At 39.7% G+C, this 20,706-nt stretch carries 17 protein-coding genes; 4 read left to right on the forward strand and 13 right to left on the reverse strand.

Features of this window, described 5'->3' with window-relative positions; genetic code table 11:
* Positions 1-81 precede the first annotated feature (81 nt).
* The 11 genes from AY606_RS04635 to AY606_RS04685 form a co-directional block, all read right to left on the reverse strand.
* Positions 82-804 (reverse strand): D-Ala-D-Ala carboxypeptidase family metallohydrolase, encoded by a 723-nt coding sequence (locus tag AY606_RS04635; RefSeq protein ID WP_067865469.1) that lies wholly within the window; start codon positions 802-804, stop codon positions 82-84.
* 145 nt (positions 805-949) lie between these two features.
* Positions 950-1,273, reverse strand: coding sequence for a ferredoxin FdxA (gene fdxA, locus AY606_RS04640; protein WP_004651686.1), 324 nt, complete (start codon positions 1,271-1,273; stop codon positions 950-952).
* 204 nt (positions 1,274-1,477) lie between these two features.
* Positions 1,478-4,129: a DNA mismatch repair protein MutS gene (gene mutS, locus AY606_RS04645; RefSeq protein WP_067865471.1), complete on the reverse strand. Its 2,652-nt coding sequence runs from the start codon at positions 4,127-4,129 to the stop codon at positions 1,478-1,480.
* 428 nt (positions 4,130-4,557) lie between these two features.
* Positions 4,558-6,570, reverse strand: a complete 2,013-nt coding sequence (locus AY606_RS04650; RefSeq protein WP_502692108.1) for an esterase/lipase family protein — start codon at positions 6,568-6,570, stop codon at positions 4,558-4,560.
* 122 nt (positions 6,571-6,692) lie between these two features.
* Positions 6,693-7,607, reverse strand: coding sequence for an ABUW_2363 family tetratricopeptide repeat lipoprotein (locus tag AY606_RS04655; RefSeq protein WP_067865474.1), 915 nt, complete (start codon positions 7,605-7,607; stop codon positions 6,693-6,695).
* Between the two features lie 231 nt (positions 7,608-7,838).
* Entirely contained in the window at positions 7,839-8,645 is an 807-nt protein-coding gene (cysE, locus tag AY606_RS04660) for a serine O-acetyltransferase (RefSeq protein ID WP_067865476.1), read from the reverse strand.
* Positions 8,638-9,495, reverse strand: a complete 858-nt coding sequence (locus AY606_RS04665) for an RNA methyltransferase (protein ID WP_067865480.1) — start codon at positions 9,493-9,495, stop codon at positions 8,638-8,640. The genes cysE and AY606_RS04665 overlap by 8 nt, the downstream gene beginning before the upstream one ends.
* 33 nt (positions 9,496-9,528) lie before the next feature.
* On the reverse strand, positions 9,529-13,092 hold the full coding sequence (dnaE, locus tag AY606_RS04670) for a DNA polymerase III subunit alpha (protein ID WP_067865483.1): 3,564 nt from the start codon (positions 13,090-13,092) through the stop codon (positions 9,529-9,531).
* 218 nt (positions 13,093-13,310) lie between these two features.
* Positions 13,311-14,006, reverse strand: a complete 696-nt coding sequence (locus AY606_RS04675) for a methionine ABC transporter permease (RefSeq protein ID WP_067865486.1) — start codon at positions 14,004-14,006, stop codon at positions 13,311-13,313.
* Positions 14,003-15,028 carry a methionine ABC transporter ATP-binding protein gene (locus AY606_RS04680; protein WP_067865489.1) on the reverse strand — a complete coding sequence of 342 codons (1,026 nt, stop codon included), beginning with the start codon at positions 15,026-15,028 and terminating at the stop codon, positions 14,003-14,005. Before AY606_RS04680 ends, AY606_RS04675 begins: the two co-directional genes overlap by 4 nt.
* 73 nt (positions 15,029-15,101) lie before the next feature.
* The gene (locus tag AY606_RS04685; protein WP_067866596.1) at positions 15,102-15,971 is read right to left on the reverse strand and encodes a MetQ/NlpA family ABC transporter substrate-binding protein; all 870 of its coding nucleotides are present in this window, start codon (positions 15,969-15,971) and stop codon (positions 15,102-15,104) included.
* A 908-nt stretch (positions 15,972-16,879) separates the two neighbouring features.
* On the opposite strand from AY606_RS04685, the gene imm45 reads away from it, so the two are divergent.
* Entirely contained in the window at positions 16,880-17,185 is a 306-nt protein-coding gene (imm45, locus tag AY606_RS04690) for an Imm45 family immunity protein (RefSeq protein ID WP_067865492.1), read from the forward strand.
* A gap of 120 nt (positions 17,186-17,305) precedes the next feature.
* Here the strand turns inward: imm45 and AY606_RS04695 are convergent, their stop codons facing one another.
* Both AY606_RS04695 and AY606_RS04700 read right to left on the reverse strand, forming a co-directional pair.
* Positions 17,306-17,773, reverse strand: coding sequence for a DMT family transporter (locus AY606_RS04695; RefSeq protein ID WP_067865495.1), 468 nt, complete (start codon positions 17,771-17,773; stop codon positions 17,306-17,308).
* 12 nt (positions 17,774-17,785) lie between these two features.
* A complete protein-coding gene (locus tag AY606_RS04700; RefSeq protein WP_067865498.1) occupies positions 17,786-18,214 on the reverse strand; it encodes a DMT family transporter in 429 nt (142 codons plus the stop codon).
* 131 nt (positions 18,215-18,345) lie between these two features.
* On the opposite strand from AY606_RS04700, the gene AY606_RS04705 reads away from it, so the two are divergent.
* From AY606_RS04705 to AY606_RS04715, 3 genes are all read left to right on the forward strand, one after another.
* Entirely contained in the window at positions 18,346-19,278 is a 933-nt protein-coding gene (locus AY606_RS04705; RefSeq protein ID WP_067865502.1) for a LysR family transcriptional regulator, read from the forward strand.
* A 111-nt stretch (positions 19,279-19,389) separates the two neighbouring features.
* Positions 19,390-19,752, forward strand: coding sequence for a NirD/YgiW/YdeI family stress tolerance protein (locus AY606_RS04710; protein WP_067865504.1), 363 nt, complete (start codon positions 19,390-19,392; stop codon positions 19,750-19,752).
* Between the two features lie 391 nt (positions 19,753-20,143).
* Positions 20,144-20,584, forward strand: a complete 441-nt coding sequence (locus AY606_RS04715) for a winged helix-turn-helix transcriptional regulator (RefSeq protein ID WP_067865508.1) — start codon at positions 20,144-20,146, stop codon at positions 20,582-20,584.
* The last annotated feature ends 122 nt before the right edge of the window (positions 20,585-20,706 follow it).

Genomic DNA, 20,706 nt, shown 5'->3' on the forward strand with positions numbered 1-20,706 from the left:
CAATTTATCGTTTAAATTTATTCATGATAAGGCAATAAAAAAGAGATCATGAAGATCTCTTTTGAAACTAAATTGGTTGTATTAGTAATTGCACATTGAGCTATTACGGGATAAATCAGGTCCCCAGGTGCGATAACCTTGGGTATCAATATGGATTTGACCTGAAGCATACAGTCCTAGTCCCATATTCAGGCTTTGACCATGCTGCGCCCAGAATTGGCATAATTTGAATTTTGAATTTTCGATGTAGGCATAATCTTCCGCTTGAGGATAAGCGGGTCCAATACGGAAATCGATGGCAGAGTTAAATAAATGACGAGAGGAGTTTGCCCCGCCGGCACACTGATTCAGTGGTAAATCACGGTAAACTGAAGTGACTTCAAAATCTGTGAGAACTTTGGCTGCAACCAAATATTTAAATACACGCAAAGTCGGAATTTGGTTGTCCCACAACTCACGGTTTGGAATCATGTATTGTGAACGAGCACATTTTTGCCAATCACGAGCTGTACGCATGAGTTCAAAACTGGGAATGATATTGCCTACGCCATTACGTTCAAGAAACACTTCATATTCGCGCACGCGTCGTAAATTATCGCCTGTAGCTGCCCAAGCATTATAAGCATATGGAACTGTTTTAGGCGGAACAGGGCGTTCAATGATGATACGTTCTTGGGGAATGAAGATTCTTTTTCCATCGGGAGTCGTGGTGGTACGTCCTTGTTTCTGAGGAGATGTAGTACATCCAATCATGACAAGTGGGATTAAACCGAACCCGATTAATCCCTTTAGAAAATGCTTCATTATAGAAATCAAATATTTATAAATACCTGTACTATTTTAGTCTAAATTGATGGATGAAATTTGGAAATATTGCAATCAAATGTGTATTTTAGGTATAAAAAAAGATCAGCAATGACTGATCTTTTTTCGAGGTCTGAGAACAGGATTACTTTTCCAAGTATTGCAACTTGTCAGCTTTACCATTCCATTCTTCACGATCAGCAGGTTGATCACCAATTTGGGTGATGTTCGGCCATTTTTGTGAAAGTTCAGTATTAAGTTCAATAAAGACTTCTTGACCTTCCGGTAACTCATCTTCCGAGAAAATAGCATTCGCAGGACATTCAGGTTCGCAGAGTGCGCAGTCAATACATTCATCAGGGTTGATGACGAGGAAATTTGGACCTTCGTAGAAACAATCTACTGGACAAACTTCTACGCAGTCTTGGTATTTACATTTAATACAATTTTCAGTGACAACAAAGGTCATGGCGACAGCTACCTAAAAAATATGGTTCTAATTACTCTTGCTGTATTCTAGGCAAAAAAGCATGTAACTAACAATTGCTTTTATTGATATTTGTTATATATAGGGCTGTTAATTTGATAAAAATTGAATATTTGCTTAAATAGGGCTTTTAAATGAAAAAGACTCCTATTTAGAAGTCTTTTTCTTATTCATGATGATTTCAAATTAAGCTTCTAACGCATCTTTTAAAGCATAAATTTGTTGGAGTGCTTCTCGTGGTGAAAGACTATCCACATCTAAAGCTCTTAAAAGATTCAGCGCAGGTACATCTTTTTCGACTTCAACAATACGTTCAATCACTTCAATGGATGATTCATCTACCACACTGAATAAATCATTTTGCACCGCTTTATTCAGTTGATGGTGTTGCTGTTTCTCTAAAATTTTTAAACGATTTTGGGCCTCTTTAATCACGCTGGCAGGAATACCGGCTAACTTTGCCACTTGCAGACCATGACTTTGACTGGCTGGCCCATGCTGAACCTTGTGCAACAAAATTAAATTGCCATTTAATTCTTTGGCGGTGACATGGTAGTTATCGATGCCAGATTCTTTGCCGAGTTCCGTGAGTTCAAAATAATGGGTCGCAAATAAGCATAGGCATTTAATCCGTTTGCTTAAGTCAATTACACAAGCCCAGGCCAAAGACAAGCCATCATAGGTGCTGGTACCACGTCCGACTTCATCCATCAGTACCAAAGACTGGTTGGTGGCATGATGCAGAATTTGTGAAGTTTCCGTCATCTCCACCATAAAGGTCGATTTACCGGTGGATAAGTCATCCGCTGAACCAATACGGGTAAAGACCCGATCAATTGGACCCAGTACTGCGGATTTGGCAGGGACATAGCATCCACAATAGGCCAATAAACTGATCAATGCGGTTTGACGCATAAAGGTCGATTTACCGCCCATATTTGGTCCTGTCACAATGACCATGCGGTGGTTAAAATCTAGCGTAGTATCGTTTGGAGTAAAAGCTGTTTTACTCAAGGCTTCAACCACAGGGTGGCGGCCAGCTATAATTTTTACCCCAATTTCAGGGCTAAATTCTGGACGCGCCCAGTTGCGTAAACGCGCCTGATGAGCAAAATTGGCCAGCATGTCAATCTGTGCAATCGCACTGCTCATCATTTGTAAATTGCCGATATCTTGACGTAATTCATTCAGCAGCATTTCAAACAGCATTTTTTCACGCGCCAGTGCACGTGATTCACTGGACAGTACTTTATCTTCAAAAGACTTGAGTTCTGGCGTGATATAGCGCTCTGCATTTTTTAAGGTCTGGCGACGAATGTAGTGATCTGGTGCCTGCTCAGCTTGCGCGCGAGTCAGTTCAATGTAGTAGCCACTAACACGGTTATAACCAATTTTCAGGGTTGAAACCCCGGTATTTTTACGTTCTTGGATTTCCAGATCGATCAGGAACTGGCCGGCATGATCACGAATTTTACGCAGTTCATCCAGTTCACTGTCAAAACCTTCTGCAATGACATTGCCATCACGAAGTAATACTGGAGGATGTTCAACAATGGCAGACATCAGGCGTTGGTATAGCCCTTTAAAATCACCCAATTCATTATCTAACTGTTGAATTAAGGTGGATTGCTGGGCTTGAGTAATGGGCTGAATGGCATGGCGTAATAAAGGAATTTGCGCACAGGCTTGGCGCAGTTGGACTAAATCACGTGGACGCGCGCTGCCTAAAGCAATTCGGCTCAGCACGCGTTCAATATCACTGATGTCTTTCAATACCAAGCGAATCGGTGATTCATGATAGCTATTAAGCATCGCTGCAGTTGCATCAAGCCGGGCATCGAGTAATTTGGTATCACGCAGCGGCTGCATTAAGGTACGGCTGAGTAAACGTCCACCCATAGCCGTTTGACAGTCATTGATCAGCTGGAATAGGGATGTGCCATGATCAAACAAGGGTTCAACTAATTCTAAATTGCGACGCGTGACTGGATCTAAGGCAATAAAGTCACTGCTTTGTTCCAGTTGAATGGAACGGATATGCGGTAAAGCTGTTTTTTGGGTTTCTTTGGCATAGTGAATCAGTGCGGCTGCAGAGGCTTTTGCCAGTGGCAAATGATCAATACCGAAACCTGACAGTGTCGAAACGGCTAACTGGTCACATAAGGTTTTTTGCGCATTATTGACATTGAAATCGACATTTGGACGCTTGGTGACAGGGCACTCCAATTGTTTTTTGATTTGTTCAATAATATTGGGATCAACAATATCTTCATCTACCAGAATTTCGCTTGGCATTAAGCGAGAAAGCTCAATCGCCAGTTGCTCGTGTTGAAATTCTTGTTGTTGAACCTTGAAAATACCGGCACTTAAATCTAACAGCGCAATACCAATTTGATTCTGTTGTATGCAAAGTGCGACTAAATTTGACGATTGATGACTGTTAAGCAGCGCATCATCGGTCAGTGTGCCAGGCGTAATAATTCGAACCACACCGCGTTCCATAGGTGCCTTGCCGCGAGTGCCTGCGCTCTCGCCTTCACCCAGCTGTTCGCAGATGACCACGGTTTCGCCCTTCTTGACCAAACGTGCCAAATAACCTTCAGCTGCATGGTAGGGTACGCCCGCCATCGGGATCGGTTCGCCATTGGCTTTGCCACGATGGGTTAAGGTAATACCCAGTAATTTTGCTGCTTTATGCGCATCATCAAAAAACAGTTCATAAAAATCACCCATACGGTAAAACATGAGTGAATGTGGATGCTGCATTTTGACGTTCATGTACTGTTGCATCATTGGCGTTAAATTGGAAAAATCAGCCATGATTTCCGGGTAACTCATTGAGGTAAAATCCTTAAATATTTGAATAAATCTAGATCACTAAAAACTTGGCTGCCTCACCAATTTCAATTTTTTGCATGAAGATAAGTTAATTTTCCAGTAACACATTCTGCTTATATTTTTTGATTTTCTGGCAAATCCTGTACATAAAAAACTTCACTTCATGCGAGTGTCTTATCTTAGCAAATTTGCAAGAGTAGAGAAAAATGCTTTGCAATAAATAGGTAAAAATGAGGAACGGTTTTTTATTTTTCTATGAAGAGGGTAAGACGAGAATATAGCTGTAGTAAAGATCAATAAGCTAGATCTGAACTATTTTAATGGTGCGTGGAAATAGCCTAAGAAAATATCTTCACATTAAATTTAATAGAAAATCAGTCGACAATACATTATCTAAATTATCGACTGAGATTGATCAATCTTAGTTCTTAAGGTTTATGCAAACCTAATTGGGTCAAATGGAGACGTAATATGCGACGTAATTCTAAAATGGCTTCCGGTGTTTCTTGAATAGAATGTCCACCTTTAATGATCTTTTCAGAAACTGCCCCATCTAAGTGAGCACTTTTATAGGTAACGACATCGTCGCTAATGATATTCAGATCATTACTGTCAGTGATGTTGCCCATAATAGAATGGAAAGCGAGACCTTTACGTGGGTTAATGTCTTTGGTCAGTTCCATAAATTTTGACTGATGGCTTAAGTCACTTGGACCATTTTGAATAAGACCATGATCAATCTGGGTTAAGAGTTCTTTAACGTCAAGATCCTGGGTTTGTACACTGTCACTGAGGGCAGACAGGAATGCACCCGGTAGACGAATAATTTTACGTGCTGCCTTGGTAAACCAGCGATCGGCATAATCAGTTCCTTTATGCGGGGTGGCCAGAAATATCGCACGACTGAAATTAGGAATATCTTTAATTACGAGGCGTTGTGAGACGATCGGTAATTTTTGATATTTATTCAATTGGCGATTGTTCATCATGCCCAAAGCTTTTTTGGTCACATCTGCATCACTCACCAACAGGCGGGCAATAATACCGCCCATGCTATGTCCAATCACCACGGCATCTTTTTTGGCGGGTGCTTTGGAATCAATTTGTGCAAAAGCTTGGCTAAGCAGGGCATAGATTTGAAAGCGGCTTTCAATAATTGGCATATTGGTTGAATAAAACACTTGCCAGACTTGAAAATTCTCACGCAGTACCGTGTCACCCATCATGTCATTGGTCAGTCGAATCCATGCTTCAGGACTACTCGCTAGACCATGCACCAAAACAATGACTTTTTTATTCGGGTTATAAGGTTCGAGCATATATAAATGCGGCATGGTGAGATGATCATCACGATTAATCAGGGTCAAATAGGCGGCTTTACCCAGATTATTTTGTGCCAGCCATAAACCATAGGGAGTCGAAAAGTTAGCAGCAAGCGGATAGGTTTTTCCTGCCAGATCAACTTTTTCATACTTGTATGGATCAAAAGCTTTTAATTCAAACTCTGAGTTATTTAAAATATCCTCAATGGTTGTCGCAACTTTCGGCTGAGCGGTAAGAGTGGCTGCCAAATAGCGCGCTTGATGAATATTCGGATTGATGCCATTTTTGTAGCTAAAATTCATCGGGTCGATAATGTATTTATTTTTACCCTTGCCGATATCATCCTTAACTTGTGGTAAAACCACGACAAATTCTGAACCAAAACCATCACGGCGGTTAATCGAACGTAATCCTGAAAAATTCAGGTTATAACTTGAAAGCAGTTGCTCAATTTTCTGTTCTTTAAGTTGCGGATAATGATCAAAGTTAATACTGTAGATGCTGTCACCCACTTTAATCCGTTGTTCGACTTCCGTAGGTTTGTGACGTAAGCCATAAGCAGACACCAATTTAGCCAGGGCCAAGTTGTAGAAGTCACGAATTTGAACCTGTCTGTTATCAAAAATGCGGTCTTGGGGGCCACGTTTCGTTTTAAACATGTAGGCATAACTGTAACGAATACTTTTATCCAGCATATAAAGTTGTTGATCCAAACATTTATCATAAGTTACTTGCTGGAGCTGCTGTTTTTCTTGTGACTTGCTGCTACTCAATATTCCGACTTTACAATCACTTGAATTTTCAAATGTTAAGGCTTTGGCTAAATAAACTTCACTGGCTGTAGACAATAATTGTTCGTCTTGAACTTGGGGGATTTGTTGTAGTTCTTTGACGCATTGTTCGGGTTCATCAGAGCAGATTTTCGCTTCACGGCCCGTCATTGAAAGCACGTTTAAACTCGCTTCACTCAATTTGTTGCGGGTCAGTATGCTTTCTCGTTCATTGGCGATGGTGACATTGATGGCTTGATTTTTAACACTTACAATTTGACATCCTGTCAGCAGATAACTACTGAATAGCGTTGCAAATAAAACTTTGTATATCTGTTTTGGCATCATAATAGTCTGCAATAAGGATTTGTTTGAATTTTTATTCATCATACGATAATTTTTCTAATTTTCAATTCACCCAAATAAAAATAGACCGTACTGGACGGCCTATTTAAATCAATAATTAAAAATTAAGACGCTTTAGGTGGAGTAAGGATTTGCCATACATTCCAGCGACCTTGCTTTTCAATTTCAGCAATTAAACGGTCAGCCACTTCAGCTTCTTGCGGATATTTTATCTTGTAATTTTTCAAAATTTGGAGCGCATTTTTCTTTTGTTCCATGGCAATGTAGTTATTTGCCGCAGATAGATAGGCTTCTTGAACACCCGCTTGCATTGCCTTATCTAAATAAGGGATCGCTTCACGCTGACCGCCACCTTCAGATAAACCAAAACCAAACCAGAAGTTTGCTTCGGCATCTTCTTTGTTAATTTTTAAAATACGCTGTGCATAAGTTAAAGATTTAGTGGTATAGACCGAACCCAAGTCCAAGTTGCGGGCCATGACGCTGGCTTTAAATGCACGAATCAGCACATCAAAAGATGCATTATCTCTAGATGCCAAGGTATCAAGCTGCTGAGTCAATTCTTTTAACTTCGCTTCAAAACCTTTACGTTCCTGACGTTCAGTAAAACGAGGCGGGTAATGACGTGCTTTACCTTCAACCAGTTGCAAGAAGTCATCAATTTCAGTGACATCAATTTCATTTTCGCCTGCAAGTACCGCAAATTTCAAATTACGTTGATTGCTGTTCACGGTTGGAACGATCAGTTTGTTTACATCTAAAGTCACTTTCTTGGAAGGATCGCTTTGCAGATTGACTTCCATTTTAGTGACAGGCTGCGCTGCAGCTTGTTTTAATGCGATTTCAAAGGGAGGCGGAGCATTGTAGTTAAACGGATTTAGCGCATAGAATGGTGGAGTCACATCAGGTTCTGTGAAAATAATCGGACTAGTCGGCTTTTCATCTTTTTTAGGTGTCGTGCTACATGCGGATAATAAAGATACAGCAATTAATGTGCATGCCAACGGCTTAAGGGTCATATTGGGTCATCCATTCATTTAGTTTTAAAATTGATCAGAGTTTGCTGCTATATCATTATGAAACAGTCGTTTAGAATGACTAAATATCCTGCGCCATGTTATATGAGCTAAAAGTATGCACCGTCGCAAACATAGATGAAGTGTCAACAAACCCATCCTGCATGTTGGTCAGTCTAAAAAAACTATCACGAACATGCAAGTTAGCGCTTGTTAATCTTTGAGATAAGTACTTCAGGCTTTGGATTGACTGCTTTGCGCTTCACATTCACGGCGTACATCTTCAATAATTTTAAGCTCTTCCACACTAAAGGGCTGTTCGTCTTGTTGCTTTTTAAAAGAAGGATCAAGTAAAGATAAACGCTGACATAAACTATTCATGCGTTTCTCATTATGCTGAATTCGATCCAGCAAAACCCGCATACCGTCTAAAATTGGATCCGACTGATCTTGTGTTGCCGCATACGGCTGGAAACCGATACTTTGCGCATAATCACGGCGACGTGCTTCTTCCGCATCTTTAGGCTTGTCTTTGGTGATAAAGCGCGCTGGATTACCCACAGCTGTGGTATCAGGTGGAACTTCTTTGGTCACAACCGCATTGGAGCCGACTTTGGAGTTTTTACCCACGGTAAAGGGTCCAAGAATTTTTGCACCTGCACCTACCACCACGCCATCTTCCAGGGTGGGATGGCGTTTGCCTTTGTTCCAGGTGGTTCCGCCGAGTGTTACGCCATGATAAAGCGTGACATCATCCCCAATTTCGGCAGTTTCACCAATCACTACACCCATGCCATGATCGATAAAGAAACGACGACCAATTTTTGCACCCGGGTGAATTTCAATACCTGTGGCAAAACGACTAAAAGAAGACAGCAGGCGCGCAGAGCCTTTACACTCTTTTTGCCAAAGTTCATGGGCAATACGGTGCATAATCAGCGCATGTATGCCTGGATAGGTGGTGAGAACTTCTAAGGTGTTTCGAGCTGCAGGATCGCGCGCGAATACAGCCTGTATGTCTTCTTTAAGCTGTTTAAGCATTAGGTTGATCCTCTGAAGAATCTGTTGTTTTGTCGGTAGATTTTTTCCATTTACCGCTATTCATGGCTTGTACACGCGTAAATATGCCACGAAGTAAATGATATTCCATACGGTCTAATTGTATACGTCCAAAGAGACGACGCAAGCGTAAAGGCAATAAACGTGGATTTTTTGGATCCATAAACTCAATTTCTGCCAACATTTTTTCAATATGTGGATAGAACTGTTCCATTTGTTCATGCGTAACCAGAGGTTCATCCCATTGCATGTCAATTTCATCAGTCACATGCATCGTAGCTTCGGGATTTTCTTTCTGCTCAGTCAATGCGATTGCTGCCATACGCATTTCATAGCAAATCACCTGAATGGCTTGGGCAACATTGAGTACGCCATAATCGTTATTGACTGGAATAGTGACGTGATAATTGGCCATCGCCAATTCTTCATTGGTCAAACCACGGTCTTCACGACCAAATACAATTGCAATTTCCTGTTGATCTTTGACCACGGCATTCAGCGATTTTTCCGCGGCAGGACGTGCATCCAGTAAAGGCCACGGAATGGTGCGGCTACGTGCACTGGTGCCAAAAACCAGATGACAGTCTTTAATCGCATCTTCTAAAGTAGGCACAATTTCAATCTGCTCGATCAAATCGACAGCGCCCGCCGCCAAAGCATTGATATCTGGATGCGGATAGGTTTTAGGTTCAACCAGTACCAGCTTGGATAAACCCATGGTTTTCATTGCTCTTAAAGCACTGCCGATATTCGCAGGTAAGGTGGTATTGACCATGACAATACGCACATGGGAGAGATGTGCTGAAACAACAGCATTGTCAACTTGACTCATAATGTGTCCGATTTGAATTTAAATATTTAAAAACTAAGAATATTGGTTGGCTTCAGCCTGATACATATCCATCGCATCATCCATGCTGACATTGGCAGGTGGCGGTGCAATATATGCCGGCTGACTATGATGCGCGGCCTTGGCAGCTTTGGATTTCACTTGATATTCAATGTGAATGACATCCTTACCAAAATAATCGCGCAATTTCACCAGCAGTTCATCCTGCGGTGCAACTTTCCAATTCAAACCCAAGTGAACTTCCGCAGAAGCATAGGGATAATCAATTTGTAATTGCATTGGAATATGATTACACATATCGACATTACAAAACGGAAGCAGAATCTTTTGTAAATCCTGACTCAATGTTTTGCTCAGATGTTCATTATTCAGTTTAATCTGGATGCTATTGGCACGTTTCTGACGAATTTCATTCAGGCTGAATGCCTTGGTTAAACGTCCCATTGGACGGTCATAACCTTCACGTTCATAGATTTCGCCTTCAATTACCACCACACGGTCGGCCTGAATGATATCTTTAAAACGCTGGAAACGTTCATGATTGGCAGAAACTTCTATACGCGCCGTCCCATCATCCAGAGTCACCATCATCCTGTTGGGGAAGTTGGCAACATCCACCACCAATCCGGCAAATACCGTGGTGACACCGCGACGTGTCGGGGTTAATTCATTAATTCGTACAGGAATAAAGGACTTTAACTCTGGACGATAAACATCAATTGGATGTCCGGTAAGATATAGTCCAAGCGTGTCTTTTTCGCCTTTTAAACGAACTTCATCTGACCACGGTTTTACCGGTTTGGATGGTTTACGTTGAACTTCTTCAACTTCACCAAACAAATCCATAATTCCGGTTTCGCGATTGGAGCGTGCTTGGTCAGCCGCTTGAACCGCTTCTGGCAATTGCGCCATAATGCTGGCACGATCAATACCCAAACAGTCTAAAGCACCGGAACGGATGAGTGCTTCTAAAGTTCGTTTATTGATTTTTTTCAAATCAATACGGTGGCAAAAATCGAATAAATCTTTGTAAGGTCCATCTTGCAAACGTGAGTCAATCACCGATTGCATGGCTGCTTCACCTACGCCTTTAATTGCACCCAAACCATAAACAATGGTTTTTTCATCGCTGGCATGAAACTTGTAAAAAGACATGTTAATGGATGGTGGAAATACTTCTAATCCATTAATACGGCAGTCATCAATCAAAAATACAATACTGTCGGTATTCTGCATTTCTGAGGTGAGTACCGCTGCCATAAATTCAGACGGATAATAGGCTTTTAACCATGCTGTTTGGTAGGCAATTAAGGCGTAAGCTGCCGCATGCGATTTGTTAAAACCGTAACCTGCAAACTTTTCCATATAGTCAAAAATATGGTTGGCTGTCGCTTCATCAATGTCTTTTTTTGCAGCACCTTCAATAAATATTTGACGCTGCTTGACCATTTCTTCAGGTTTCTTTTTACCCATGGCGCGACGCAACATGTCCGCGCCACCGAGGGTATAGCCGGCACAGTACTGTGCGGCCTGCATTACCTGTTCCTGATACACCATGATCCCGTAAGTCGGCTCAAGTACGCCTTCCAATAACGGGTGTAGATATTCAAACTCGCCACCATGCATACGGTGGATAAAGTCAGGAATAAGATCCATGGGGCCTGGACGGTACAACGATACGAAAGCGATAATTTCTTCGAACTTGCTTGGACGCGCCTCTTTGAGCATTTTTTTCATGCCGACGGATTCGAACTGGAATACCGCAGTGGTATTGGCATCCGCAAAAATCGAATAGGCTTTGGCATCGTCTAGCGGAATATGCGCAATATCAACGGTTTTTTCCGGCCCAACGCGTTTATTAATATTTTGAATCGCATCTTCAATCACGGTCAGGTTACGCAGACCCAAGAAGTCGAACTTGACCAGACCGGCTGATTCAACATCGTCTTTATCGAATTGTGCGACGCGGTTGGTACCATCCGCATCGCACATTACAGCTGAATAATCGGTAATTTTACCCGGTGCAATCACCACACCACCGGCATGTTTACCGGTATTACGGGTAATGCCTTCAAGTTTAAGTGCCATTTCCCAGATTTCAGCCGCATCATCATTGTCTGGGTTGGATGGGTTGGTGACAATATCTTTAAGCTGCGGTTCCATGTCGATGGCAGCACGAAGGTCTACACCTAAGGGCTTGGTCGGGATCAACTTCGAGATACGGTCTGCAAGTCCGTAGGATTTGCCCAGTACCCGCGCGACATCACGGATGGCACCTTTTGCCGCCATGGTTCCGAAAGTGGCAATCTGTGATACAGCATCACGACCATAATGACGGGCCACATAACCAATCACCCGGTCACGACCTGCAATACAGAAGTCGATGTCAAAGTCGGGCATCGAGACACGTTCAGGGTTCAAGAACCGTTCGAACAGCAGGTCATAACGTAGCGGATCGAGATCGGTGATTTTTAGGCTATAAGCCACCAGCGAACCGGCACCTGAACCACGTCCCGGACCGACGGGTACGCCATTATTTTTCGACCATTGAATGAAGTCCATCACAATCAGGAAGTAGCCGGGGAATCCCATGTTCAGGATCGTGCCAATTTCGTAGGCTAGACGTTCATCATAAACCTTACGAATTTCAGGCCAGTCTTCATCACGTTTTTCAACTGGATAAAGGAATTTTAAGCGTTCTTCCAAGCCTTGTTTAGAAATATGCTCAAAGAAGGTATCAATGGTATGACCTTCGGGAACTGGAAAGTCGGGAAGATCATTGAAGCCTAAACGCAAGCTGACATTACAGCGTTTGGCAATGTGATAAGTGTTTTCAATCGCTGTAGGAATGTCTGAAAACAGTTCAGTCATTTGCTCGGCAGTTTTAAAATATTGTTCAGGCGTGTAAGAACGTGGGCGACGGTTATCACCAAGCACATAACCATCGGCAATACACACACGGGCTTCATGTGCTTCAAAGTCGCTTGCTGCAATAAAGTGCACATCATTATGTGCCACAACACCAATATTGTATTTTTGAGCCAGTTTAACCGCACCTGCAATAAAACTTTCTTCATCGGGTCGGTCGGTACGGGTGAGGGCTAAATAAACCCGGTTGCCAAACTTTTCAATCCATTCTTCTAATAATGCTTCAGCTTTTTGCGGATTCGATGAGTTAAGCATCTTGCCGACATCACTATGCATGCCTAATAGCACGATGATGTCTTCGTTTTGTTCAAGCACCCATTCTTTTTTTACGCAAGGAATATCAAGCTGTTGACCTTCAATAAAGCCGCGCGAAATAATTTCGGTCAGGCTGCGCCAACCTTTATTGGTCATGGAAAGCAGAGTTGCTTTATGGTCTGCATCATTCAGGCGAATGACACCGCCCAAAATCGGTTTGATGCCATTATCCAGACATTTTTTATAAAATTTAACTGCGGCATGCAAGTTGGACAGGTCTGTTAATGCCAAAGCTGGCATTGCATCATTCACTGCAGCTTTCATAAGATCAGGGATACGTACGATCGATTCCGTAATTGAAAATTCTGTATGTATACCAAGATGAACAAAGTGCATAAATGAGTCCCTGCAAAAACTGACGGCTATTTTAGCATGCTCTGAATATGGGAATGGCTTAATATTTACCAAATTCGATGTAGATTTTTGATCATATTATTAACTATAGCCGCTGTTTTTATTGATAAAGTCGGAAATCGCATCATTTTTAATCAGAATATTTTTGCCAAATTAAAACCCTCAAGATGAGGGTTTTAAGGATTTAAGCTGATCAATATTTATCTTAACTTGGCGAGCCATTCACCCAAGGTCTGAACAATTTGCACCAACAGCAACAGCACAATCACGGTTAAGATCACTACGCTGGTATCAAAACGTTGATAGCCGTATGAAATTGCCAAATCACCAATACCGCCGGCACCGACTGCACCGGCCATTGCGGTTGCGCCAATTAAACTGATGGTCGCAGTGGTTAAATTAAGAATCAGTGAACTGCGTGATTCAGGCAAAATGAACTTGAAAATAATCTGTAATGGGGTGGCACCCATGGCTTGAGCAGATTCCACAATCCCTTCATTGACTTCTAGCAATGAAGTTTCAATCAGACGTCCCATATACGGGCCAATATATATGGTCAATGGAACAATCGCTGCCCAAGTGCCGATTGAAGTACCGACTAAAAATTTGGTGAGGGGAATAACCGCAATCAGCAAGATAATAAATGGAAGTGAACGCAAGGCATTCACAATCGGGTTGAGAATATGATAAACCGCTCGGTTGGGAAGAATGCCCTCAGGACGAGTAACTAATAAGATAATCCCCTGAATAAAGCCCCAAATTCCGCCAAACAGCATGGCAAAGAACACCATATGAAAGGTTTCTTGCAATGCCGTGACAAATTGGTCAATTGACAGCGAGCTTTGCCAAAACGACGCAGTCAGTTCAGTGAGCCATTGTACGATTAAATCTCTCATACCTGATCTCCTGAATGTTCAACTTTTACGCCATTTTGTTCTAAAAATTCAATTGCTTGCTGAATGATTTCTGGATCACCTAACAATTGAATAAACATTTGTCCAATCACGGTGCCATTAATTTCGGTCATATTGGCAAACAAGATATTTAAGCTAATATCAAATTTCTTAATGACCGCTTGTACCACAGTTTCTTGAGCAGATTTGCCTAAAAACTGCAGGCAATAAATGCTGTTGTGATTCTGGTTTTCGAGATTCTTTAAAATATTGACCGGTAACTGTTGTTGAAGCACCGTTTGAATAAAGTTTTTCGTGGTGGGATGCTGCGGCTGACTAAATATTTCCAGAGTAGTACCGGTTTCAATCACTTTGCCTTGTTCCATTACCGCGACATAATCACAAACCGTCTCAATTACATCCATTTCATGGGTTACCATCACAATGGTGATGTTCTGTTCTTGATTAATCTTCTTGAGCAAAGCCAAAACAGATTTGGTGGTTTGTGGATCCAGTGCAGAAGTCGCTTCATCGCAGAGTAAAATTTTGGGATGATTGGCGAGCGCGCGGGCAATACCGACGCGTTGTTTTTGACCACCCGAAAGCTCATCGGGGAAAGCATCTTTTTTATGTTTGAGGTCAATAAACTCAAGTAATTCATTTAAGCGCTTTTCACGCTCAACTTTGCGGATGCCCAAAAGTTTCAGTGGCATTTCAATATTTGCCGCGACAGTTTTGGTTTGCAACAAATTGAAGTGCTGAAAGATCATACCGATATTTGCACGTTCTTGACGTAATGAGCGTGCATCCAAAGCAGTAAAGTCTTTTTGATTAATCATTACCTGACCTTCATTCGGTCGTTCTAATAAATTAATCAAACGAATTAAGGTGCTTTTACCCGCGCCACTATAACCAATAATGCCAAAAATACTGCCTGCTGGAATTTCCAAATTAATTTGGTCCAGAGCGCGTATGGTTTGACCTTTGAGCTGATAGTGCTTTGAAATGTTTTTAAATTCAATCATATCGTCAGAAACTAAGCAGAAAATAAAAAACAGGCAAAATGACTTTGCCTGTTTGGTTTGGATGATTATATTACTATTTTGTTTCAGTTAAATAACTAATTGGTTTATTTACATCCACCTTAGTACCGCCAAAGTGTTCTTGCACGTATTTGTTCACAGCTTCGGTATGATACAACGCGCCTACTTTTTGTAGTAGAGGATCATCTTTACGAGATTCAGCAGTCGCTAAAATGTTTACATTTAACTTGGTGCTTTGGTCTACTGGCTCATAGTAGATCGAGTCTTTCAGTACGTTCAAGCCACCTTCAAGCGCTAGAGTATTGCCTAAAACAATCGCATCTACTTCATCTTTTACGCGAACAGCTGTTGCCATTTGAATCGGTTTGATTACGATTTTTTTAGCATTTTCAGTAATGTCGTTTGGTGTGCCTGTTGCAGGATTAAAGTCAGCTTTAAGTTTTAACAGACCTGCAGATTGAAGAAGGAGCAGGGCACGTGCTTCATTGGCTGCATCGTTTGGAATAGCAATGGTTGCACCATTGGCAAATTCTTCAACTTTTTTTACTTTGCTCGAGTAAATACCCATTGGCTCAAGGTAAGTGGTAGATACCGGTGCAATCTTGTCTTTATTCGATGCATTGAATGCCACCAAATAAGCATATGACTGGAATGCATTGATATCGACTTCTTTGTTGGCTACCGCAGTATTCATGGCAACATAGTCAGTGAAGTTTTTCACTTCAAGTTTAATACCGGCTTGCTTGGTTTCCGGTAATGTTGCAATAAAACGCCAGATATCTGCATCTGAACCAGTGGATGCCATTACAACAGTCTGTTCTTTTGCTGTATCACTTTTTGCTGCGTCTGTTGCAGGCGCTTCTGGTTTAGAGCAGCCTCCCAAGCCAACGGTTAGGCCTAAAACAAGTCCAAGGAGCTTTTTCATATATTCATCCCAAGTAAATTTAATTTTGGCTTTAAATTTACGCATAATTTATTAGAGAGATTTAAGTCGAAATCGAAATCAGTATAGAACGAAGGTGTGATTATAGTCATCATGTCCAAACGTTTCTCTGATAGATGTGCAGCACTATATAATTTACAAATTAGGCTATGCAATCAGCAATCTGCCGAATAGTGATTTAAAACGATGATAATTTTTTTAAATCATTGTATTCATTAATGAGATTGCGTTTCTACTCAATCAAAATTTATCTCATCATAGCAATAAATCTATATGCATAATAGTGATTATAAATCACACAATTAGCTTTATTTTTCATAACAAAGGTTGGGGTTTTAATAAAATAACTCATAAAACAATAGATTAAGTTTATTGAAATTAATAAAACGGATCATTTGATGTATTTAGCTTCTATATAAGTTTTTTGAAAATATAAAGATGAAAACTGAATAAGTGAAAATTTTAAACTTACCTGTTTTATCTTAATGCTCTGGATCTTTGTTTTTAGGGTTTTTAGGAAGTTTTGTTGGATGAATTAAGGTGGAAACTTCATAGTGAGTTTGTTAATGAGGTAATAGTAGAGGGAAGAGAGGAAGCAAGTTTTTATACGGAATATTGTTTCGAAGAGTTGGTGAATTGTTCAAGAAATAAACGGCTTGAGAAATCGGCGAAAACTTAAACAATATTCTTAGTAAGAAGTACCAAAAATGCGCATAAAAAAGCCGACTTGTTTCGAAATCGATTTTTTACTAATTACTTGGTTATGAATAAATTATTAAGTTATTGATATTTAAATTAATATGTAGGTGTGTTGCGTATAGGCGCTATTATGTTAAATGGCTAAGAAATACTGTATTTTTATGAATTAAATAGCATTATGAATCTATAAAATGAAATGGTCTAAATTAATTGATTTTGATGAGCAATATTTACAGCTTGGTTATCTTCTAAAATTTAAAGCACATTATCCATTTGAAGAAGAAGTAATAATGATGCTTGCTGAAGCACCCCATAAAGATGGTTTAGCCCTAATAACAATTAGTGGCTATAAAGCAGGTATTAACTGTTATCAAAAGCTACCAGTATCCGAAGTAACGAAAGATTGGATTATATTCAATTGGAAAAAATGGGTTTGGCCAGAGAGTGAGCTCGATGATGTCTTTGTGCGTTCTCAATTGAATTATGATGAAATATAGTTTAGCTTTTATAAAACTAACATAAGACCCCTTATGCGAAGCCTAGATATTAAATCTAGGCTTTCTATTACGAATAATTCGCATTAGTTTAAATTAGAGGTTATCTAGATAAATTATTGTCTATACTTCACTTTTTTTGGCTTGATCTATAGCATTACTTTTATAAATAAAAAATAGTGCAATAGCTAAAAAGAAAAGAGCAGCAGCTCTCGAACTATCCATACTAATAACTGCATTATCAAACCATCCAAAATGATCTATCAATAAACTCATTACTAATTGTCCACTGATTACGGTAACAGTTGTTGCAGCAGCACCCAATCTAGGCATAGCAAAAACAACTATGAGCATATAAGCAACACCACAAAAAGCGCCTGTTAATTGCCATCTCGGAGCGGTAAATAAGTTTAATGAATGAGATGGTTCAAAGAAAAATGCAAGCATGAAACTGATAAGTGTGCCCATCACAAAGGTTAACCAGGAACTTTCTAATACACCTACTGTTGTGCCAAGACGGCCATTAATAGATGATTGAGCACATAATACTGCTCCACTGAAAATAATGACAAATAACATTATGTAAATCATGGGGAAAGTTCCTTATTGAATAAGCCACAATGCAGTTAAAATGGCAATTAATGCCCCAATACGATATTTGTCTACAGTTCGTTTATTACTACCTAATAAGCCCCAATGGTCAATAATAAGACTAGCAGCCACTTGGCCAAATAAAATACCGATCATCGTTAAACCGACACCAATGTAAGGTGTCGCAACAGTTAAAGAGACTACATAGATTGGACCTAACAGCCCTCCTGTCAGTAGCCAGCGTGGTTGTTTGAACATAAGAGCAAGCCGTGGACGGCCAAAAATAAGTCCAAATGTTAGTAAAATAGAACCTAATGCAAAAATTCCTAATGTGGCCCACATATGCCCAATTTTTTCGCCCAGTGGACCCAGCAAACCAGCTTCGATAGATAACCCCATACCAGCAAAAAAGACCAATGGGAAGATCCATAACTGTTTCATAAATTACTTCTAGATGAATAGGAAAATGAATTATATTTATTTAGCAAAAAGCTACAATGAATCATTTTTTCAAAACATAATTGTTATAATCACAATAATTAATTCTTAAATATAGTTCTAGGAACAGTAAAATGCAGTTAACAGCATTACGTTATTTTGTGATGATAGCGACTACAGGTAGCTTTTCTACAACAGCACAGCATTTTAAGGTTCCTCCTTCTTCTGTATCCAGATTTATATCTAAACTTGAACAAGAAATTGGACAGCAGCTTTTTTATCGTAATACAAGATCTGTTAGGCTTACTGAAATAGGGGAAAAGTACTATATTCAAATCAAAGACGTACTTGATACTTTAGATTTTGCTAATGAAGAAGCTACAGGTAAAAACTCAAATTTAAAAGGATTAGTGCGAATTAATACGGCTGTTGCACTAGGACGGTTGCATATAGCGGATATTGTTAATAAATTACAGGAGATATATCCAGACCTTTCAGTTGAACTAACCCTAACAGATACATTTATTGATCCCATAAGTGAAGGTGTAGATATTGTTATTCGTATTGGATCACTACAAGATTCGGCACTGATTGCAAGAAAGATCTGTGACCAGACATATTTATTATGTGCTAGTCCTAAATACCTTGAACGGTATGGAATGCCCGAAAAACCTCAAGATATAACAAATCATTCATGCCTTGTCTACAAGGGCGTTGCAGGTAGCCAAACTTGGCATTTTCGCCACGCAGAACTAGATAAGGCCATGCAAGTTGAGCCTCAAGGCTCTTTAACGAGTAATAATGTTGATGTGTTGGTTAAAGCAGCATTAGAAGGTCGAGGTATAGTATTATTTCCAACATGGATTTTCGAAGAAGATTATTTTAAGAATAAACAATTGGTGAAATTATTACCTGAATGGTTTAGCACAGTAGAAAGCTATAAAGTTGGAATTTATTTAGTCTCGCCTGAAAACAGAATTCGTTCAAAAAAGGTAAGAACGGTTCTAGATTTCATATTGAATGAAATTGGAAGTCCCCCTTATTGGAATAATGTTTTGAATATATGAACTGAGTAAAGAGATTTTCATTTTAGTTTTCTAAAATTAACATAATACACGTTATACGAACTTTAAAAATTTGGTTATATAAGAAGATCATCATAAATAAGAGTAATACTCATGAACAAAATACTTTTAACTACAATTACTGGGCTCTGCTTGTTGGGTAGTAGTTTAGTCTTTGCTAAATCAGAAGTAGCTTTAGTGAAAGAAGCGAGCAAAAATGTCGTAACTGTTGCGAAAGCAAAAACTTTAGCAGATGAAACAGGAGTAACCTTAAAAGGTACAATCGTTCAGCATATTTCTGGTGATGATTTTGAGTTTAAAGATTCTACAGGTTCAATTGTAATTGATGTGGATGATGATCTATGGAAACCTATGCAACTTAAAGCAGGCGATCAAGTGAGTATAATTGGTGAGATAGATACTCACCGAATAAAACCTACAGATATTGATGTAATTCGAATTGAAAGAATGAAATAAGACTTTAGAATTTTGATAAATTGGCTTGAATTATGTTCGAGCTTTTTTTGGTATTCCCAAGTAAAAATGTCCTATATCCGATCTAGGCATCACCATATCAATCCGTCCGCTTCGATAATCGCAAAAGTGCATATTCTAAAAGCGGACATTTCTATTTTGGGCTTACATTTTTATTTCATATAACGTCCAGTATGTTAAATAGAGGTGAATCTTAATCTTTAGCCAATATAATTTTCAGTTGATATCACTTGAGCATAAGCAAATTTAAAAGCAGCCATTTAATGTTGCACGGACATGGCCAGCAAGTACTTTTATAGAATAATTCTAATAGTTAAGAATATAAAATCATGTTACTATTAATTTAGTAGTTACTGTTGAATTCGTTGATTTTATGAGTAAAAATATTAGTCTTGAAGTCTGCCCAATAGCAAGAAGCTTAGCAGTTTTTGGCGATGCTTGGAGTATATTGATATTACGAGATGCACATTCAGGATTTACACGATTTGATCAATTTCGTAAAAGTTTAGGCATCGCTCCTACAATGTTAACTAAACGTTTATCTGTATTGGTGGATGAAGGGTTACTTGAAAAGAGAAAATATTCTGAACATCCGCCACGTGAAGAATATGTATTAACTCAAATTGGTAAAGATTCTTTATCGGTTTTATTTGTGATCGGTGCATGGGGACGTAAGCATACATCTTTTGAAAATCGTGAAAAAATGCCTATTTTTCTTGATACTGAGAATGGGACAGAAATTAGACCTATTGTAATTGATCAAGTGACGGGAGCTGAAATTGGCACTCGAGCGATTCACCAACACGTTGAATAAAACTCAAAGTACTCATTGTGAGTACTTTTATACTTATAAATCAATTTGATGAATTATTATTTTACGTGCTTGAAATGATGGGGTACGAAAAAGAGAAACTATCATTAATTCTATAATAATTG

The sequence above is a fragment of the Acinetobacter sp. SFB genome, assembly GCF_001647545.1.
In the GTDB taxonomy this organism is placed as follows: Bacteria; Pseudomonadota; Gammaproteobacteria; order Pseudomonadales; family Moraxellaceae; genus Acinetobacter.

Bases quoted from the DNA above. Each gene is read 5' to 3' on its own strand.
- AY606_RS04635 (WP_067865469.1), bottom strand. From the start codon at position 804: ATGAAGCATTTTCTAAAGGGATTAATCGGGTTCGGTTTAATCCCACTT.
- fdxA (WP_004651686.1), bottom strand. From the start codon at position 1,273: ATGACCTTTGTTGTCACTGAAAATTGTATTAAATGTAAATACCAAGAC.
- mutS (WP_067865471.1), bottom strand. From the start codon at position 4,129: ATGAGTTACCCGGAAATCATGGCTGATTTTTCCAATTTAACGCCAATG.
- AY606_RS04650 (WP_502692108.1), bottom strand. From the start codon at position 6,570: ATGATGCCAAAACAGATATACAAAGTTTTATTTGCAACGCTATTCAGT.
- AY606_RS04655 (WP_067865474.1), bottom strand. From the start codon at position 7,607: ATGACCCTTAAGCCGTTGGCATGCACATTAATTGCTGTATCTTTATTA.
- cysE (WP_067865476.1), bottom strand. From the start codon at position 8,645: ATGCTTAAACAGCTTAAAGAAGACATACAGGCTGTATTCGCGCGCGAT.
- AY606_RS04665 (WP_067865480.1), bottom strand. From the start codon at position 9,495: ATGAGTCAAGTTGACAATGCTGTTGTTTCAGCACATCTCTCCCATGTG.
- dnaE (WP_067865483.1), bottom strand. From the start codon at position 13,092: ATGCACTTTGTTCATCTTGGTATACATACAGAATTTTCAATTACGGAA.
- AY606_RS04675 (WP_067865486.1), bottom strand. From the start codon at position 14,006: ATGAGAGATTTAATCGTACAATGGCTCACTGAACTGACTGCGTCGTTT.
- AY606_RS04680 (WP_067865489.1), bottom strand. From the start codon at position 15,028: ATGATTGAATTTAAAAACATTTCAAAGCACTATCAGCTCAAAGGTCAA.
- AY606_RS04685 (WP_067866596.1), bottom strand. From the start codon at position 15,971: ATGAAAAAGCTCCTTGGACTTGTTTTAGGCCTAACCGTTGGCTTGGGA.
- imm45 (WP_067865492.1), top strand. From the start codon at position 16,880: ATGAAATGGTCTAAATTAATTGATTTTGATGAGCAATATTTACAGCTT.
- AY606_RS04695 (WP_067865495.1), bottom strand. From the start codon at position 17,773: ATGATTTACATAATGTTATTTGTCATTATTTTCAGTGGAGCAGTATTA.
- AY606_RS04700 (WP_067865498.1), bottom strand. From the start codon at position 18,214: ATGAAACAGTTATGGATCTTCCCATTGGTCTTTTTTGCTGGTATGGGG.
- AY606_RS04705 (WP_067865502.1), top strand. From the start codon at position 18,346: ATGCAGTTAACAGCATTACGTTATTTTGTGATGATAGCGACTACAGGT.
- AY606_RS04710 (WP_067865504.1), top strand. From the start codon at position 19,390: ATGAACAAAATACTTTTAACTACAATTACTGGGCTCTGCTTGTTGGGT.
- AY606_RS04715 (WP_067865508.1), top strand. From the start codon at position 20,144: ATGAGTAAAAATATTAGTCTTGAAGTCTGCCCAATAGCAAGAAGCTTA.